The organism is Streptomyces cupreus, assembly GCF_014257025.1.
GTDB lineage: Bacteria > Actinomycetota > Actinomycetes > Streptomycetales > Streptomycetaceae > Streptomyces > Streptomyces cupreus.
This window is the reverse complement of sequence record NZ_JACMSF010000010.1, coordinates 118,691-135,081: the sequence shown is the minus strand read 5'-3', so window position 1 is coordinate 135,081 and position 16,391 is coordinate 118,691. Positions and strand designations below refer to the sequence as shown.

Annotated in this window: 19 protein-coding genes and 1 pseudogene; 10 read left to right on the top strand and 10 right to left on the bottom strand. The window is 67.6% G+C overall.

Annotated elements, in window-relative coordinates:
- Positions 1-4: 4 nt before the first annotated feature.
- The 5 genes from H4N64_RS12445 to H4N64_RS12425 form a co-directional block, all read right to left on the bottom strand.
- Positions 5-811, bottom strand: coding sequence for an ABC transporter permease (locus H4N64_RS12445; RefSeq protein WP_186282315.1), 807 nt, complete (start codon positions 809-811; stop codon positions 5-7).
- A complete protein-coding gene (locus H4N64_RS12440; protein ID WP_186282351.1) occupies positions 808-1,605 on the bottom strand; it encodes an ABC-2 family transporter protein in 798 nt (265 codons plus the stop codon). Before H4N64_RS12440 ends, H4N64_RS12445 begins: the two co-directional genes overlap by 4 nt.
- On the bottom strand, positions 1,602-2,597 hold the full coding sequence (locus H4N64_RS12435) for an ATP-binding cassette domain-containing protein (RefSeq protein WP_186282314.1): 996 nt from the start codon (positions 2,595-2,597) through the stop codon (positions 1,602-1,604). The genes H4N64_RS12440 and H4N64_RS12435 overlap by 4 nt, the downstream gene beginning before the upstream one ends.
- Positions 2,594-3,427, bottom strand: a complete 834-nt coding sequence (locus H4N64_RS12430; protein WP_186282313.1) for an aminotransferase class III-fold pyridoxal phosphate-dependent enzyme — start codon at positions 3,425-3,427, stop codon at positions 2,594-2,596. The genes H4N64_RS12435 and H4N64_RS12430 overlap by 4 nt, the downstream gene beginning before the upstream one ends.
- Positions 3,428-4,888: 1,461 nt before the next feature.
- Positions 4,889-5,320, bottom strand: coding sequence for an ATP-binding protein (locus H4N64_RS12425; RefSeq protein ID WP_260859683.1), 432 nt, complete (start codon positions 5,318-5,320; stop codon positions 4,889-4,891).
- A 382-nt stretch (positions 5,321-5,702) separates the two neighbouring features.
- Between H4N64_RS12425 and H4N64_RS12420 the strand changes: the two genes are divergently transcribed.
- The 8 genes and pseudogenes from H4N64_RS12420 to H4N64_RS46730 all read left to right on the top strand — a co-directional run.
- A complete protein-coding gene (locus H4N64_RS12420) occupies positions 5,703-6,569 on the top strand; it encodes a helix-turn-helix domain-containing protein (protein WP_186282311.1) in 867 nt (288 codons plus the stop codon).
- Positions 6,566-6,769, top strand: a complete 204-nt coding sequence (locus H4N64_RS12415; RefSeq protein ID WP_336246694.1) for a DUF397 domain-containing protein — start codon at positions 6,566-6,568, stop codon at positions 6,767-6,769. The genes H4N64_RS12420 and H4N64_RS12415 overlap by 4 nt, the downstream gene beginning before the upstream one ends.
- A 359-nt stretch (positions 6,770-7,128) precedes the next feature.
- The gene (locus H4N64_RS12410; protein ID WP_260859693.1) at positions 7,129-8,364 is read left to right on the top strand and encodes a 3-dehydroquinate synthase family protein; all 1,236 of its coding nucleotides are present in this window, start codon (positions 7,129-7,131) and stop codon (positions 8,362-8,364) included.
- Between the two features lie 34 nt (positions 8,365-8,398).
- Positions 8,399-8,848, top strand: coding sequence for an S-ribosylhomocysteine lyase (locus H4N64_RS12405; protein WP_186282309.1), 450 nt, complete (start codon positions 8,399-8,401; stop codon positions 8,846-8,848).
- Positions 8,845-10,188, top strand: coding sequence for a DegT/DnrJ/EryC1/StrS family aminotransferase (locus tag H4N64_RS12400; RefSeq protein WP_186282308.1), 1,344 nt, complete (start codon positions 8,845-8,847; stop codon positions 10,186-10,188). The genes H4N64_RS12405 and H4N64_RS12400 overlap by 4 nt, the downstream gene beginning before the upstream one ends.
- Positions 10,189-10,216: 28 nt before the next feature.
- Positions 10,217-10,729, top strand: coding sequence for a VOC family protein (locus tag H4N64_RS12395; RefSeq protein WP_186282307.1), 513 nt, complete (start codon positions 10,217-10,219; stop codon positions 10,727-10,729).
- Positions 10,730-10,798: 69 nt separating this feature from the next.
- Positions 10,799-11,443, top strand: coding sequence for an FkbM family methyltransferase (locus tag H4N64_RS12390; protein WP_186282306.1), 645 nt, complete (start codon positions 10,799-10,801; stop codon positions 11,441-11,443).
- Between the two features lie 23 nt (positions 11,444-11,466).
- A pseudogene (locus H4N64_RS46730) lies at positions 11,467-12,021 on the top strand (beta-ketoacyl-[acyl-carrier-protein] synthase family protein); the annotation flags it as partial.
- An 87-nt stretch (positions 12,022-12,108) separates the two neighbouring features.
- Here H4N64_RS46730 and H4N64_RS44985 read toward each other — a convergent pair.
- Entirely contained in the window at positions 12,109-12,279 is a 171-nt protein-coding gene (locus tag H4N64_RS44985) for a hypothetical protein (RefSeq protein ID WP_260859682.1), read from the bottom strand.
- On the opposite strand from H4N64_RS44985, the gene H4N64_RS46725 reads away from it, so the two are divergent.
- Entirely contained in the window at positions 12,226-12,513 is a 288-nt protein-coding gene (locus H4N64_RS46725) for a 3-oxoacyl-[acyl-carrier-protein] synthase III C-terminal domain-containing protein (RefSeq protein WP_418896260.1), read from the top strand. The two genes, H4N64_RS44985 and H4N64_RS46725, sit on opposite strands and share 54 nt — an antisense overlap.
- A 124-nt stretch (positions 12,514-12,637) precedes the next feature.
- Positions 12,638-13,279: an FkbM family methyltransferase gene (locus tag H4N64_RS12380; RefSeq protein ID WP_186282304.1), complete on the top strand. Its 642-nt coding sequence runs from the start codon at positions 12,638-12,640 to the stop codon at positions 13,277-13,279.
- On the opposite strand, the gene H4N64_RS12375 is transcribed toward H4N64_RS12380, so the two are convergent.
- The 4 genes from H4N64_RS12375 to H4N64_RS12360 all read right to left on the bottom strand — a co-directional run bounded on the left by H4N64_RS12375 (position 13,230) and on the right by H4N64_RS12360 (position 16,387).
- Positions 13,230-13,898 (bottom strand): aminotransferase class III-fold pyridoxal phosphate-dependent enzyme, encoded by a 669-nt coding sequence (locus H4N64_RS12375; protein WP_260859681.1) that lies wholly within the window; start codon positions 13,896-13,898, stop codon positions 13,230-13,232. The genes H4N64_RS12380 and H4N64_RS12375 overlap by 50 nt on opposite strands.
- Positions 13,895-14,293 (bottom strand): cupin domain-containing protein, encoded by a 399-nt coding sequence (locus H4N64_RS12370; RefSeq protein ID WP_186282303.1) that lies wholly within the window; start codon positions 14,291-14,293, stop codon positions 13,895-13,897. The genes H4N64_RS12375 and H4N64_RS12370 overlap by 4 nt, the downstream gene beginning before the upstream one ends.
- Before the next feature lie 149 nt (positions 14,294-14,442).
- Positions 14,443-15,669 carry a 3-dehydroquinate synthase family protein gene (locus H4N64_RS12365; protein ID WP_186282302.1) on the bottom strand — a complete coding sequence of 409 codons (1,227 nt, stop codon included), beginning with the start codon at positions 15,667-15,669 and terminating at the stop codon, positions 14,443-14,445.
- Between the two features lie 184 nt (positions 15,670-15,853).
- Positions 15,854-16,387 carry a flavoprotein gene (locus H4N64_RS12360; RefSeq protein WP_186282301.1) on the bottom strand — a complete coding sequence of 178 codons (534 nt, stop codon included), beginning with the start codon at positions 16,385-16,387 and terminating at the stop codon, positions 15,854-15,856.
- Positions 16,388-16,391 lie beyond the last annotated feature (4 nt).

The following is a 16,391-nucleotide window of genomic DNA, read 5'->3' as shown; positions in this document are numbered from 1 at the left end:
GGTGTCAGCTCCCGGTCATCTCGTAGCGGTCGACGCCCCGGTGCCAGACGACCAGGGCGAGCATCACCAGGCCCGCGGTCACCACGAACAGCCAGGGCAGCATGGCCGTGTGCCCGTGGAGCAGGTAGGAGGCGGGGACGTAGGCGGTGAAGGCGTAGGGCAGCAGCCAGGTCAGCAGCCACCGCAGGGAGGGGTGGTAGAGGTCGAGGGGGTAGCCGGAGAAGTCGCCGAGCTGGTTGGCCGCGTACAGGGCGGGGAAGCTGCTGGTGGTCCAGAACGCCAGGGAGGCGAACAGCGTCTTCAGCGCGGCGAGGATCAGCGTGCCGCACAGCACCAGCAGCGGGGCGAGCAGCCACTGCGCCGCGCTGAGGGAGAGATCCAGGTGCTCGGCGGCGTACCAGGTGAGGGCGGCGCCGGTGAGGAGCTCCCCGACGCCGTCCGGGTAGAGGAACCGCTCGGACAGCAGGGAGAACAGCGGGTGGACCGGCCGGATGAGGTAGCGGAAGAACTCGCCGTTCTGCACCAGCTTGCGGGCCAGGATCCACAGTTGGTCGGTGAACATGCGGTCCAGGCCGCGCGGCAGCAGCGAGAAGCCGAGCAGGAAGAGCACCTCGTGGTAGTGCCAGCCCGCGATCCGCGGGACCTGCCGGAAGACCATGTCGATCACGGCGATCTGGCAGATCACCCGCAGCAGCAGCCCGCCGGCGCCGAGCAGGAAATCCATCCGGTACTCGGTCAGCCGGTGCACGCTGACGGCGCTGAGATGCCAGGTGAGCCGGGCGTAGCGGGCCGCGGTGGCGAGGGGTGTCATCCGCCGAGCACCTCCACGCGACGTACGGCCGCCCGCCAGGCGACGGCGGCCAGCGCGGTCAGCGCCAGGGCCCAGCCGAGTTGGGCGGCGAGGATCCCGGCGGCGCCGAGGAGGCCGTCGTAGCGGCCCAGCAGCAGCCGCAGCGGGCCGTCGATCATGCCCTGGAAGGGCAGCGCGTGGGCGACGGCGGCCAGCGGCCCGGGCATCAGCGCCAGGGGGACGACCTGCCCGGCGAAGAAGGCGACGACGCTGTCCTTGACGACGCGCACACCCCAGATGTTGGTGGTGACGAACCCGGCGAGGCCGACCAGCAGGTTCACCCCGAAGCCGATGACCAGGGACAGCGCCGCCGAGCAGGCGAACAGCAGCACGCCCGTCCAGGTGGGCGCGGTGAGCGGCAGCAGGAAGGCGTACAGCGCCAGCACGGGTACGGCGACCAGCGTGGCGTTGGCCAGCGAGACCGGCAGGCCCGCGGCGAACCGGGCCGCCGGATAACTCACCGGACGCAGCAGGGACACGGCGATGTCCCCGCGCTGGACCTCGCCGGAGACCTCCTCGTCGACGCGGTTGGCCTGCACCAGGCCGAGGATCTGGGCGAGCAGGACGTACGTCGTCAGCGTGGGCAGGTCGTAGCCGCCGAGCAGGCCGGAGTCGCGGCCCGCGTACACCGCGCGCCACAGGAAGACCTGCACACCGACCGCGGTGGTCGCGGTGACGGCGCTGATCAGGAAGGTCGACCGGTACTGGAGCAGGCCCTGGAGCCCGGCCGCCGCGAACGGGGTGTACCGCTTCACGTCACCACCTGGCCGGCGTAGATGCGGCGCAGCACCATCTCCAGGTCGGGTTCGGGGGCGACGCAGTCGGTGACCTCGAAGTGGTCGAGGAGGAAGCTCATCACCTGGCGGGCGGTCCATCGGGCGACCGGATACTCGACCTTGATCCGGCCCCCGTCCAGCGGCTGTGCTGACGCCCCGTCAAGTCCCTTCTCGATCAGGTCGATCGCGTGGTCCCGCTCCCCCTGCTGCTCGAAGACGACCGCTCTGGTGTCGGCGGTGCGCAGCAGTTCGTGCATGGTGCCCCGGTGCACGACCTCGCCGTGGTTGACGACCAGGACGCGGTCGCAGATCGCGGTGATGTCGCCCATGTCGTGGCTGGTGAGCAGGACCGTGGTGCCGAGTTCGGCGTTGACGTGGTTGACGAGCCGGCGCACGGCCTCCTTGAGCATCAGGTCCAGGCCGACGGTGGGCTCGTCGAGGAAGACGACCTTCGGGTCGTGTACGAGGCTCGCCGCGACCTCGGCGCGCATCCGCTGGCCGAGGCTCAACTGGCGTACCGGGGTGTTGCCCAGGGCGTCGAGGTCCAGCAGGTCCCGGAAGAGGGCCATGTTGCGCCGGTAGACGGCGTCGGGGATGTCGTGGATGCGGCGCAGGATCCGGAAGGAGTCCGGTACGGGCAGGTCCCACCACAGCTGGCTGCGCTGCCCGAACACCACCCCGATGTTGGCGGCGTTGCGCCGCCGCTCCCGGTACGGCTCCAGGCCCGCGACCAGGGCGCGGCCCGAGGTGGGGCTCATGATGCCGGTGAGCATCTTGACGGTGGTGGACTTCCCCGCGCCGTTGGCGCCGATGTAGGCGGCCTTCACCCCGGCCGGTATCTCGAAGGACACCCCGCTGACCGCGCGCACCAGCCGGTACTCGCGGCTGAAGAGGGTGCTCAGGCTGCCGAGCAGTCCGGGCTTTCGCTCCGGCACCCGGAACTCCTTGACCAGGTTCTCCGCGACGATCACCGCTGCTCCCCCGTGGCCAGTTCCAGCGCCCGGCCCAGCAGGGCGAGGCCTTCCTCCAGCAGGGCGCGGTCGATGGTGAACGGCGGGGCGAGCCGGATGATGTGACCGCCGATCGAGGTCCGCAGGCCCAGATCGAGCGCCGCCCGGTAGACCGCGCGGGCGATCTCGGGCGCTGGCTCCCGGCCGGCGCGGTCCCGCACGAACTCCAGGCCGTGCAGCAGGCCGATGCCGCGTACATCGCCCAACACCTCGTACTTGGCGTGCAGTTCGGCGAGGCCTTCGTCCACCACGGCGCCGAGGACGTCCACCTGCTCGATCAGGGTGTCCCGGTGTACGACCTCCAGGGTGGCCTTGGCCGCGGCGATGCCGAGGGGGTTGCCGGCGTAGGTGGACGCGGTGGAACCGGCCCGGCCGGCCTGCTCATGGCGCAGCACGTCGCAGCGCCCGGCGAGCACCGCGAAGGGAAAGCCCGAGGCCATGCCCTTGGAGAGGGTCACCAGGTCCGGTTCGACGCCGAATTGTTCGCTGGCCAGGAAGGTGCCGGTACGGCCGCCGCCGGTGAGCACCTCGTCGGCGACGAGCAGCACACCGTGCTCACGGCAACTGTCGGCGATCTGCTCCCAGTAGCCGGGCGGCGGCACGATGACCCCGGCCGCGCCCAGCACCGGCTCGAAGACCAGCGCGGACACATTGGACTTCTCGGCGATGTGGCGGCGCACCAGCGTGGCACAGCGCACCCCGCAGGAGGGGTAGTGGAGTTCGAGCGGGCAGCGGTAGCGGCCGCGAACTTTTTTCGGTGGCCCGCGCCGCCCCACGTGCACCCTAGGCATCCACCCAAACCACACGAGCCGGAGGCCCACCGCCACCCCGGCCGGTCTCGGCGTTCGGGGGGTCTGGGGGGCAGCGCCCCCCAGAGTAGGCCGCTCGCGGCCTACTGCTGCGCCGCCCCACGCGCACCCGCCAATCCCGGCCGGACCCCATGAGCCGTAGGCCCCACCGCGACCACGGACGGTCTCAGCGTTCGGGGGGTCTGGGGGGCAGCGCCCCCCAGGGTAGGCCGCTCGCGGCCTGCTGCGACGCGGCGGCTCGCCGGGGTCGCGGAGTCGCCCAAACGGAGTACGCCGGTTGCGGGAAGCTCATCCACCTCACCGCATCGGCGATCCTTCGCCGTAGCCCGTCCGGGTCGCTTGCATTCAACCGGACCCAGTCGTACCGGCCATCGACCCGCCGCGCCCTGTACTCGCCGCCCGACTCCCCCCCGACCCACGATACCCGCCATGCGGGGTGCTCCTTCTCAACCTCGGGACAGACGCGCGCTGGGTCCTCCGCTTCCTTCACCAACGCCACCACTAGGATCACTCCCCCTCGGGCTTTCGCTCTGTCCCGGCAAGCAATGCCGGAAGCTCGCACCGTCCGTCAGCGCTTCGCCAGGCTCGCTCCCCAACGTCCCACAGGAAGTCAAAGCCTTCCGGGTTCTCCAACAAGACCCGCTCACCCGCTTCCGTCCGACGCCGCGCCTCGTCTCTGGCCTCCTCCGCGCTCGGCGGCTCGGCCAGAAGCTCGGTCCCATCCGCTCGCCAGACCTTCCACGTTCCCGCCGACCACGCCACCGTGCGGCGCTCCACCCCATCCACCATGCCTCCCTGCTCTCAGTCCGACCCATCAAAGACGGGGCTCCCGGCCGTTGCGACCCTAACCCGAAGTGTCGCCATAGGGGTTTGGGAGCACGGCGGCGCGGGGACCACCCGCCCCCCGTGGGGGATCGGATGGCGGCCGGGAACTGAAGGTCCGCGCCGCCGTGCGTCTCTTGGTACGGGGCACGCCCAAACCACTCGTGCCGCGTCTGCTTCGCTCGATTCAGGTTCCTGGATCACGCGCCGATCCAGGCCCGCCCGCCTCCGCTGGGGGCTTCGGCTCACTCGCCCGGCTCGGCGGGTTCGCCGGGCCGACTTCTGCGGGCGTCGGCCCTGCCGGGGCGGGCGCCCTGGCCGCCTCCTCGCCCACGGCGATGGCCGCTTCCGGCACCGGAGTGCATAGCTCAGGCGGGCGAGGAGTGACCTTCGGCGATGCGTTGAGCAACGCCCACTCAAGGGCAACCGGGCTCGCCGCAACGTGGCGTGCCTCCCCGAGCCCCACCACCCGCGTTGCGGTCCACTCGCCGGACGCATCCCGCCACACGGCCCAGCCTCGATAGTGACGGCGGAAGTACGCGAGCGCGTTTCCAAGCTGCTCGATCTGTCGGGGCGATATCACGGGGCGCGTCGCGCGCTCGGACCTCTCCGCCGTCGTCGTCACTGCCCACTCACCCCCGCCACGCTCGCGCACTCCTTCGCTCGCTCCGCCTCTGGTGCCAGCTCGAACCAAACCAGCATGCCGCCGCCCTCCTGATCCACGCCCCATCGATGCGCTAACGCCTCCACGAGCACCAACCCCCGCCCCCCGGTGGCACTCAAACCGGCGTCGCGGATGTGCGGCTTGGGTTCGCCGTGCCCGCCGTCGACAACTGCCACCAACAGGCGGGCGCGCTCGGTCAGAGCCACGGCCACCGTGAATGCGGGCGAACTGCTGTGCTTCACCGCGTTGGTCGCAAGCTCGGTGAGCAGAAGTCCCACGGTGTCCGGATCAAACGTCCGGTGACCGGCTACGGTCTCCCGTGCGGCGTGGCGGCACAGCGGGATCTGAGAATCGGTTGCGGGGTAGGTCCGGATCGTCAGAACGGCCATAGGGGGGTCGCCGTCGCCGTCCAGCAACCTGATTCGGTGCATCGGGCCCTCGACCGACCTATGACCTTGGGGGGGAACGGCCATAGGGTCACCACCTTCGGTAGCAATGGAGCACGCGCCCAAGAGCGCTGAGCTTGTGTCAGATGACTCCCGCGACCATGATGGACCCCGGACGGGTCATCCTGCAACAGGTCACGGTGACCCGTTCAACTTCGAACGGCGGTGGTTGCACCCGAGCACGGACCGGACGAGACTGGTCACGGTGACCTGCCCTCGCAGGTCACCGTGACCCGCTCACACTCGGCCGACGCCGGTTGCATCGGGGGACACGCCCGACCAGACTGGCCGCGCTGAACAGCGCGGATGCGGAGGACACGATCACATGGCGCACATTCCCAGCGCCCGGGGGCGCATGCTCGGCGCGGAGCTTCGGAGGCTGCGCGACGAACGCGGCAAAAGGCTGCGCGGCGGGCTGACGAAGAAGGCCGTAGCGATCCACATGGGGCGCTCTGAATCCTGGGTGTATCGCGCGGAGGCCGGAAAGACCCCGATCGCGTGGGCAGAGGTCGCGGCGCTCTGCGACTTCTACGAAGCACCCGCCGACGAAAAAGACCGACTCGTCAACCTCGCGCGGAACGCCGAACAGCAAGACTGGTGGACCGACTTTTCAGACGTATTCACGGGAAGCTACGTTTCGTTTGAGGCCGTCGCGTCGTGGATGCGGACCTATCACGCCGGGCTAGTGCCCGGCGTCTTGCAGGCGCCGCCGTACGCGGATGCCGTCATCCGCAAGTTCCGCGCGGACGCTTCCGACGAAGAGGTACGCCGCCGCGTTGAGGCGCGCATGGCGCGTCAAACGATTCTCGACGGCGGTGAGCTGACGGACCTGTCCGCCCTTTTGGACGAAGCGGTCATTCGTCGGTGCATGGCGGCTGACGCCTCTGTCGCACGGGCTCAGATCAGCGCCCTTCTCGACGCCGCCGACAGGCCCAACGTCGCAATCAGGATCGTCCCGTTCGATGCCGGATTCCACGACTGCATCAGCGAAGGATCATTCGTGCGGTTGGGATTCAACGACCCCACATATCCCAGCCTCGTCTACGCCGAGGGACTGATGGGTGACGTCTACGTAGAAAAGGAAGAAGGCGTCAGCCGCTATGAAATCGCGTGGGACCGCACGGCCGCTCTGGCCATGTCAGCGGACGAATCCGCCGAATACCTGCGCGCTTCTTGGAAAGGACTGAAGTGACTAGCACGACCCGTAAGCCCATATGGCGCAAGAGCAGCCGCAGCGCGGGCGGAAACGAATGCGTCGAAGTCGCCGACTTCCCCGACGAGCAATGGGTCCGGGATAGCAAGGACAAGAAGGGGCCGATCCTCACGTTCCCGCGTCAAGCCTGGGGCGATTTCGTCACCAGCGTGAAGGAAGACACGCGCTTCGATTTCTGAGGCTCCGCCAAAGTCAAGAGGAATCAGGAGCCCCCCGTTTCGTCTGCGACTAACGCGGGCACCGAGCCGTCTATCGGCCACCGGTGCCCGCGTTGCGTATGTGGCCCATGTTCCGATAACCGCCGTAGATATATGCGGAACTGATGCGGAACTGGGGCTAGCGCCTTCCGCATATGCCACGTAGGTTCGGGCTGTCCGCTGGCGGAGCGCCCCGGCGCCGTCATCCCCCGTCGCCAGCGGACGCCCACCCCGCGCGCCACCAGGGAGGCGACGATGCCCGCGCGATTAGGCCACCCCTTACGACGCTCGCCATGCCCCCGGCATAGCAGCCGACGCGCCGCCCACCGGGAGGCGTGGCGATGACGGCGCCGGGGATACTCAGACGCTCGCCCGATGGCGATTACGTCGTAGAGGCGACCCACCCCGTCAAGTACGGCGTGACCGTCACTGACGGCGTGCTCCAACAGACGCTCCCTTTTCCTGAACCCGGCAGCGACCGCGACCCCCTAGGGCGGGTCCCCGGCGGCTCAATGCGGCGCCTCGTCGTCGCAGACCGCGAAGTCGCCCGGCTTTACGGCGATCCCATTCAGGAATTTCTAACGCGGCACGGGATCGAATTCCGGCTAGTCGCTATTCCGGGGGGCGAATCCTCGAAGCGCTGGAAAACCGTCCGGCGTCTGTGCCGCGAATTCGACTCGTTCGGGATCAATCGGCGCGGCGAACCCATCATCGTCTTTGGCGGCGGCGTCGTGCTCGATGTCGTCGGGCTTGCGGCGAGCATCTATCGGCGTGGCATTCCAAGGCTCATATTCCCGACCACGCTTGTCGGCCAGATTGACGCGGGCCTCGGAGTAAAGACCGGCGTCGATTTCGGCCCATTTAAGAACCGTCTTGGAACGTATGCCCCGGCACAATGGGCGACCATCGATCGCCGGTTCCTAGCGACCCTCGACGCCCGGCGCTTGAGCGACGGGCTAGCGGAAATTCTCAAGGTCGGAATAGCCGTTGATGCGTCGCTCTTTGAAGTACTCCGGGCCGACGGTCGGAAAGTTCTTCACGAGTCGTTCCAAGGCCGCACGGATTCCGGCGACCGCGCCGCCCGCGAAATCCTTGACTCGTCCATTCGCGGAATGCTCGGCGAACTCGCGCCGAATCTGCGGGAAGACGAAATGGCCCGCTCCGTCTATCTCGGCCACACGTGGTCACCGGCCGTTGAAATGGAGGCGCTGTGCCGCTCACAGCGTTGGTGGCTGCCCTGGCGGCGTCGCCCTTCCCTGCTTCATGGCGAAGCTGTCGCGCTCGACATGATGCTTTCCGCCGGAATCGCGCTCGACCGGGGCCACATCGACAAGGCCGAGTACGAACTCATCGCGGAGACCACGGATTCCCTGGGATTGCCGCTTTGGGACTCGCTGCTCGCGAACTCACGCCTCCTGGCGCGCGGCCTCCGCGACACCACGCGTCATCGCGGCGGCCGACAACTTGCCCCGCTACCGCAAGGCGGGAAAGTCGCGTTCGCGAGCGACATAACCGCGTCTGAGGTCGCGCGGGCCGCACGGCGCCAACACAGCCTCGGGGGCCGCGCAATCGGCTAGTCCCCACAGCCCGACTTACGGAAGGAGCCCGGCAATGCCGGACCTAGACCACCGCAAGATGGCTCCGCCTTTCCTCCGGGAAGTACACGCAATGCAAGTCACGGGGTACCTCGGAATATGGGATCTGCGACTCGCGCCGCCCAATGTTGCCTCGCTTTCGTCTCCGGTAACTCACTCGCTTGAGCACTTCCTGAACGACAAACTCCGCGCCAACTCCGGGCCGATTCGCCTCGTCGCCCCTATGGGCTGTCGTACCGGCCTCTACGTCATGACGACCGACCCGGATTTCGCCGCGAATGCCCAGCGCGTTGAAGACGGACTCTCGTCCATCCTCTTCGCGAATTCGGTGCCATTGGCGACCGACGTTCAATGCGGCTGGGCGGAGCACCACTCCCTGACAGGCGCTCAAAACGTCGCGCGGTACGCACTCGACCGACGGGAGCAATGGGCCGAATCCGAGATGGCTCGAAAGGCGGCCTCATGACCGCCACGAATGCATCCGCCCTCGCAATGCAGGGCGGAAAAATGACGGTGCGGCCGGCCGCCCTATCACCCTGGCCCGAAATCACCGACGCGGATAGGCGCGCTGTGAATGCCGTGCTCGATCGCGGGGATATCTGGGCAATCCACGGACGCGAGGCGACGGCATTAGAGGATGAGTGGGCCGAATACTGCGGCGTAGCCCACTGCCACGCCGTCAATACCGGCACTGCGGCTCTCCGCTGCGCCGTGGTGGCCGCCGGAATACAAGAGGGAGACGAGGTAATCCTTCCCGCGTTCGGATACATCGCGAGCGCGCAGGCCGTAATGCTCGCGCGCGGCGTTCCGGTCTTCTGCGACAACGACCCGCGTACGTACAACCTCGATATCGGCGCGGTGGAATCGGTGATTACGTCGCGCACTCGCGCACTAATGCCCGTCTACCTTCACGGGCTCGTCACCGACACGAGCGCCATTACCGAACTCGCGGCCCGGCGCAACCTTGCCGTCATTCCTGACGCAGCGCAGGCCGCTGGGGCGACCGAGAATGGCCGCCGCGCTGGCGGCTTCGGGACGTGCACGGCGTTCTCACTCAACGGGCAGAAACCATTCCAGTCCGCAGAGGGCGGCCTAATCACAACCGATGACCCCGAAGTGTTCACGGCGGTCTCCCGATTCGCCGCGCTGGGGGAGGACAGGCCGCGCCACCTTAAGCCGGGGGAAACTCGGGCCTCATGGGCGGGCTACGTCGGCGAGCAATACCGCCTGACTGAAATCACGGCTACATTGGCCCGGTCTCAACTCCGGCGCCTGGACTCGTACCTAGCGACGGCCCGACAGAATGCCGCCGACCTTGCGGCGGGACTCGCCGATATCCCCGGCTTCGATCCTCCGTACGTCCCGGAGGAATGCGAAAGCAGCCATTACCGCTGGCGCCTTCGCCTCGACCCGGCCGCGTACGGCTGGGAAGGCTCGTTGACGGAATTCCGCGACCGCGTTCTGTACGGGCTGCAAAAGGAAGGCGTTGCCGCCGACACCTGGCAATTGCATCCGCTTCCCGCGCATCCGGTCATCCGGCGTCGCGACCGCCGCCCTTGGGCGCCCTCTATGGACGCGTCCCCGTTGGAGGTCTGGAATCCCGGCCGCTATCCGGTGGCCTCGCGCCTGTTGGCTTCCTCCATCACGCTCGGCGCGGACCCGTACCCGCTCCACGTCCAGCGTCGGGAAGTGATCGCGGATTACGTCCGCGCCTTCCACAAGTTGGCCGAGAACATGAAAACAGTGATGACGGCGCCCTATGAGCCTGTGCGCCCTGCTCCGTCCATTCCCGTAAGCGACCTCTAAGCCGACCGCTCACGCAAAGGGGGACGTCGTGACCGACATCCCGAAAATCACTCAGATCGCGTTGGTCGTCCGCGACCTTCAGGCGACCATGGAAAGGCTGCATACGGTTCTTGGGTGGGGACCGTGGAAGGTGTACGAACACAAGCCCCCGGCCTACCAAGATCTGACGTTCCACGGAAGCCCCGCCGATTACGCGGTCCTCGGCGCGGAAACACAGGTCGGTCCTATCGCGTTCGAACTCCTTCAGCCTCTCTCTGGTGAAAGCCCGTATCAGGAGTGGTTGGACACTCACGGGGAGGGCCTGCATCACGTCGCTTGCATGATGCCGACACGTGAAGGCGCGGCCGGACTCGTCGCGCGGCTGAACGGACTTGGCGCGGAAACCCTGACCGCTGGCCGACTCGCTGACGCGCTCGACTTCTATTTTCTCGACGCGCGGGATCAGCTCGGCTTCATTCTGGAAACCGGTAGCGGCCACTCCAAGGAACTCGTCAAACCCCTTCGGGTCTATCCCGAGCACACCACATCCGCCCGCGACTGACGAGAGGTCGAAATGTCGCTACCTGTACCGAACACGTCGCCTGACTTCCCGCCGTGCAGTGAGATTCCCATGACGCCCGCCGCTCGGCGGTCAATTCTGCTGCGCGGCGTGAATGTGTTGCTGGACGTCGGGGCCAACAGAGGACAGTACGCCCAATGGATTCGGACGCTCGGATACAGCGAACGGATCGTGTCGTTCGAGCCCACGTCGGAAGCCTTCGGATGGCTCGCGAAAGCCGCCGCTGGTGACCCGATGTGGCAATGCCACAACTTGGCCCTTGGCGCCGACGATTCAGACCTCGATCTACGGGTGTCCCGCGATTCGTGCTCCACATCCGCATTTGCCCCCACCGGCATCACGCTTCGAAACTACCCGGACGCCGCCACGATCGCCCGTGAGCGGGTCGCAATGCGGCGGCTTGGCTCACTCTGGAATGACCTGCATTGCACCGCGCCTATCTACCTCAAGGTAGATGCCGAGGGGTCGGAACTCGCAGTCCTCGAAGGCGCGGGCGCGGTCCTGGATCAGATCGCCTTTCTCGAACTCGAACTCTCCCTCGTGCCGACATACGTCGGCGCTCCGCTCATCGGCGAAATCCTACGGTTTGTGGAGGATCGCGGCTTCGCAACCGTAGCTCTCGAAGGAATCCAGGGCGACGACCATTCCACAGGACAGATGCTCATGCTCAATGGCATTTTCCGCAATATCACCTAACTCCGGTAGAGGGGTGCATCAACATGCGTTGGGACAGCGTGTACCTAGCCGGTACCGGCTGCGCTCTGCCTCCAAGCGTTCCAGTCGCCGCTGCCGTTGCGGACGGCCGCTATCCGGCGGCTGAGGCCGCCAAGACTAAGCAGCGCGCCGTGGCAATCGCTGAGCACGACACAATGTCGCCTCATCTCGCGATCGCCGCTGCAAAACAGGCACTCGGACGCTCCGGGCATACGCCCGAGGAAATCGGATTGCTACTACACGGGCTCATCCTGCACACGGGATTTGATGTGTGGAACTCGGCGGCGTACGTAACGCGCCTGCTAGGTATTCCTCACGGCAACTGCCTCGTCGCGGAGATAAGGAGTGGCTGTAATAGCGGCTTGGTTGGCCTCGAACTGGCATGTTCGTACCTGGAAGCGCGCACTACCGCGCCAGCCGCTCTCGTTGCGGCGGCCGACTGCTGGCCTGCGCCGGGTTTCGACCGCTGGCGATCAGAACCCGGCTTGGTCTATGGCGACGCAGGCGCCGCACTGGTCCTCTCGCGGCGACTGGGCTTTGCTCGGGTCCTCGCCACGTCAACCGCGACCGACTCAGAATTGGAAGGACTCCACCGTGGCGATGACCCGTTCCGAGTCTTCGGCGAGAGTGCGCGCCGCCCCATTCTCCTAGGACGACGTGCGCGCGAATTTCTCCGCACAATGCCGCGGGTCGATGTGCGGCAGCGTCAAGATCGACAATTGCGGGCTGTCGTAGAACAGGCAACGGCCGAAGCGGGTATCCGCGTGTCCGACATCGAACACGTCGTCCTCCCCTTCTACGGTGCGCGCCTGCTGCACAACGCGCACCTTAAGCGTCTCGGTGCGGACGTCTCTCAGACTGCCTGGGAGTTCGGCCGAGAGGTTGGACACACCGGGGGTGCTGATGTCCTTGCGGGGCTCGACTACCTCACGCGGACTAGCCGCATACGCCCCGGTCACCGGGTCCTGATGCTGGGCGAAGGTGCAGGATTTATCTGCACTGCCGCCGTGCTTGAGATCCAGCAGCTACCGCCCACGGCGCCCGCCGGTTAGCGGCAACTACTCAGCCACAAGGGCCCGCCCAAGGAGCGCAACAGTGCCAAGAACCATCGGTGACTTCTCGGTCGTAGTGAATCCGTTGTCCCCGACACTCAGACGAGCGGCAATGCTGGCTTACATGGACATCGATGCGGTGGTCGATGTCGGAGCCAACGTCGGGCAATACGCCATCGGGCTGCGCCAGGCTGGGTTTCAGGGAGACATCATTTCCTTCGAGCCGGTCCTTGCGAGCTTCCAAGAGCTAGCGCGGAATGCGGCGCGCGATCCCCGATGGCATTGCCGAAACATCGCGCTTGGAAGTCGTCGCCACATTGCGGAGATCCACGTGCTCGGCGATAGTCGCGCCAGCTCGCTGCTCCAACCGTCATCGCGCCCAATCACGACCCCCACCGTGCTGGAGCAAGTCGGAACGCAGGAAGTCACTGTGGAGACCCTCGATCAGGAGATCGCCGGACTCGCTCCTGACACTCGGCTATATCTCAAGCTCGATGTCGAGGGGTACGAACGCGAGGTACTTGAAGGGGCGCCGCGCGCCCTCAGTCGCGCGCTTGCGATCGAGCTTGAGCTCTCCCTGGTGCCCCTCTGGGAAGGATCGCCGGTGTTTTTCGACATGATCAAGTACGTGACCCACCTCGGCTTCCGAGTCGCGAGCGTCGAGTGTGTGACGGAGAGCCCTCGATCTGGAGAGATGTTTCAGGTCGATGGAATCTTCATGCGGCGGGACACGAATACGCCGGGCTCCCCCGGCTCCCGTCACTAGCCGGTGCGAAGACAGGCAGCGACCCATCTTGGCCGTCTAGTCTGGCGCCGGTTGGCGGGTTCTGGCTGCAACCCGGAAACGGGACGTGGCCGCGGTAGCAGTACGGGGAGTAGCCGAGGACGCTGTTGCCCGCGAACGCCTGGTTGCCGATGTCCCAGTGCACGAGCATCCGCGCCCCCTGGGTCTTGCCGTGGAAGCCGTACCTGAGCGCCCCGATCCGGTTGCGGCCCGGCTCGGCGACGGCCTGGACGGTGCGCAGGGCGGCCTCGACGACCTCGGCGCCGGTGGAGAAGAAGCCGTAGGTGTCGAGGTGCTCCGGCAGCAGCTCGGCGAGCAGGTCGCACAGGGCGGCGCGGTCGGCGGTGGCGAAGTCGTGGACGTTCCACAGCCGTGCCGCCTGCTCGGTCAGCGCGGCGACGACCTCCGGATGACAGTGGCCGAGGGACTGGGTGAGGGTGCCGGCGGCGAGGTCGATGTACTGGTTGCCGTCCAGGTCGGTGAGGACCGCGCCGCGGCCCTCACCGAAGACACGACGGCCGAGGGCGGACTCCTCGGAGGCGCCGGGCGCGAGCCGCTGCGCCTCACGGTGCAGCAGCTCCTCCTGGAGCGGGCCGGTCATCGGGCGCCCTCCAGCGGGCCGATCTCGAAGACGAGCAGGGCGAGGTCGTCCTCCGAGTCGTTGGCCAACCCGTGTTCTCCGTAAGGGCGGTTGGGTACGACGTCCCCGGTCCGGACGGTGAACTCCTCGCCGTCCAGGGTCATGCGGCCCCGGCCGGAGAGGATGACGTAGGTCTCCTCGTCGTCGGCGTGGCGGTGCAGTCCGATGGAGGTGTGCGGAGGCAGGACGACCAGGTCGATGAAGGCGACGGTGGCGCGGGCGCCCTCCCGCCGATAGGCCCGGTGGGCCAGGATCGTGCCATTGCCGCCGTGATCGCCGGTCACCTCGCGCAGAAGCCCGTCGTGGAGGTTGCTGATGCGGGTCCGCGTGGGCTCGGACGGCTGGGCAGAGGTCATGTCGGCGCGGCTCCAAAGGGCAGGGGAAGAAGAGGCGTCGGCGGCTCGGGACGCGGAGGACTTGGGCGCGGCTCACCGGCGGATCGGCCCGGATCGGGGAGTGACTCGGGCCGGGACTCGAAGTGGATCGGGCCGGAACCCGGAGCGGCTCAGTACGAGTCGACCAGCGGTTCGGGCAGCGCGGACGCGCGGACGGAGAGGGCCCGGAGCGCCTCCTCCAGCGCCGCGGGCGGGATGTCGTCGAGGTCGTCGACGAAGACCGCCGAGCCGATGCCGTCGGGCACCACGAGGTGCAGACGGCGGCCCCGTCGTTCCCAGGACGCCTTCAGGGCGCGGTCCATCAGCTCGGGGGTGCAGGTCCCCGGGTCGTGCAGGGGCAGGCCGAGCCCGGCGATCAGCCGCATGACGCGCTCGCAGTCGTCGGCGTCGACGATACCGAGGACGCGGGCGAGTTGAGTGGACAGGGCCATGTCGATGGCGACCGACTCGCCGTGCGCGACGCGGTAGTCGCTGGCCGTCTCGATGACCGGCCCGAAGGTGTGCCCGAAGTCGACCAGCCTGGCCAGGTCGTGCTCGCGGAGGTTGGGGCACAGCTCCTCCATCATCGACGCCATGGAGGTGCGCAGTACGTAGTCCTCGACGCCCCGCCCTCCGAGTCCCGCGTCGAGGAGCCAGTCCGGCGTCGGACAGGGCTCCTGGAAGACGGTCGGGCACTCCTCCAGGACCCGGAAGAGAAGGGCGTCCTTGATGATCGCCATCTTGGCTGTCTCGCCGAGCCCGCACCGTATGTGACGCGGCGTCAACGTCCTCAGAAAACCTGGGTCGTTGATCGACGCGTGCGCGGGGTGATAGGCGCCGAGCATGTTCTTCGTGCCGAGGGCGTTGACCCCGGTCTTCACCCCGACACCCACGTCGACCTGGCCGACCAGCGTGGTGTTGACCTTGATGTAGCGCACGCCCCGGGCGTAGATCGCCGCCGCGAAGCCCACGAGGTCACAGGTGACGCCGCCGCCGACGGCCAGCATCACACCGCGCCGGTCGAGACCGGCCGACTTGGCCCGGGCGCAGATCTCCTCGACCGTGTCCATGGTCTTGGCGTCCTCACCGCCGGCCAGCACGACGACGCTCCAGCTGTCCGGTGCGAGCCGGGCGGCCAGATAGGCGCGCAGGCTCCGGCCGTAGAGCCGCTCCACGGTCGGGCCGACGAAGGCGACGACACGACGACCCTCGCAGTACCGCGCGAGCAGCGGGTTGTACGGGGAGAGCACATCGTTCGTCAGGTCCACGCGATACGCGGTCCCCTCCGGGGCGTGGAGGGTGAAACCTCCGTCGTCGCCTCGGACTCCGGGCTCGGCAACAGGAGTCTGCGCCGTCACGACACTCCTTGGATCGGCCGGTGAGCACACCGGCTGGCCGTCAACTGCGATCAACAGCGCCTGAGTTAAACAGTGATCGACTTCGACTGCAAGAAGTTGAAGAAACTTTCTGACGGTTCTTGCAATCGGACGGCAGACGTCGGCATGCCCCTACCAAGGGGCACAAATCAGCCAGTTGTGACCCCTAGCGCATGTCCAACAGGTCCAGCGCCCGTTCCCAGCCGAACTCCGGCCGACCGCCGTCCGGTTGGGGATCGCCGGAGTACGGCTCGCCGAAGCGGACGCCCATCCCGCGCAGCCGGGCCAGGCTCTCCTGGTACGCGGGATGGGCGGCGAGCGCGTCGGCCACACAGGGCAGGGCGGCGATCGGGACACCCAGGCCAGGGGCCTCGCACAGGGTGGCCACGGCGAGGGTGTCGGCCAGGCCCTGCGCCCACTTGTTGACGGTGTTGAAGGTGGCGGGCGCGACGACGACCGCGTCCGGCGGCGGGAAGGGCCGCGGATCGCCGGGGGTGCGCCAGGCGGAGCGGATCGGGCGGCCGGTGAGCGCCTCGACGGCGGCCGTGTCGAAGAAGCCGTTCATCGCGACGGGCGTCGCGATGACACCGACCTCCCAGCCCCGCTCCTGCGCGGCACCGATGAGCTTGCCCACGCCGGCGGCGATTCCGGCGGCGCAGACGACGACGTAGAGGAAGGGTTTTCCGGCCTGTTCGCTCATCCAC

What these genes read in the sequence shown, in the direction of transcription:
- H4N64_RS12445 (WP_186282315.1), bottom strand. Translation starts at nt 811, where the DNA reads ATGACACCCCTCGCCACCGCGGCCCGCTACGCCCGGCTCACCTGGCAT.
- H4N64_RS12430 (WP_186282313.1), bottom strand. Translation starts at nt 3,427, where the DNA reads ATGCCTAGGGTGCACGTGGGGCGGCGCGGGCCACCGAAAAAAGTTCGC.
- H4N64_RS12425 (WP_260859683.1), bottom strand. Translation starts at nt 5,320, where the DNA reads ATGGCCGTTCTGACGATCCGGACCTACCCCGCAACCGATTCTCAGATC.
- H4N64_RS12420 (WP_186282311.1), top strand. Translation starts at nt 5,703, where the DNA reads ATGGCGCACATTCCCAGCGCCCGGGGGCGCATGCTCGGCGCGGAGCTT.
- H4N64_RS12410 (WP_260859693.1), top strand. Translation starts at nt 7,129, where the DNA reads ATGACGGCGCCGGGGATACTCAGACGCTCGCCCGATGGCGATTACGTC.
- H4N64_RS12405 (WP_186282309.1), top strand. Translation starts at nt 8,399, where the DNA reads ATGCCGGACCTAGACCACCGCAAGATGGCTCCGCCTTTCCTCCGGGAA.
- H4N64_RS12400 (WP_186282308.1), top strand. Translation starts at nt 8,845, where the DNA reads ATGACCGCCACGAATGCATCCGCCCTCGCAATGCAGGGCGGAAAAATG.
- H4N64_RS12390 (WP_186282306.1), top strand. Translation starts at nt 10,799, where the DNA reads ATGACGCCCGCCGCTCGGCGGTCAATTCTGCTGCGCGGCGTGAATGTG.
- H4N64_RS12380 (WP_186282304.1), top strand. Translation starts at nt 12,638, where the DNA reads ATGGACATCGATGCGGTGGTCGATGTCGGAGCCAACGTCGGGCAATAC.
- H4N64_RS12375 (WP_260859681.1), bottom strand. Translation starts at nt 13,898, where the DNA reads ATGACCGGCCCGCTCCAGGAGGAGCTGCTGCACCGTGAGGCGCAGCGG.
- H4N64_RS12370 (WP_186282303.1), bottom strand. Translation starts at nt 14,293, where the DNA reads ATGACCTCTGCCCAGCCGTCCGAGCCCACGCGGACCCGCATCAGCAAC.
- H4N64_RS12360 (WP_186282301.1), bottom strand. Translation starts at nt 16,387, where the DNA reads ATGAGCGAACAGGCCGGAAAACCCTTCCTCTACGTCGTCGTCTGCGCC.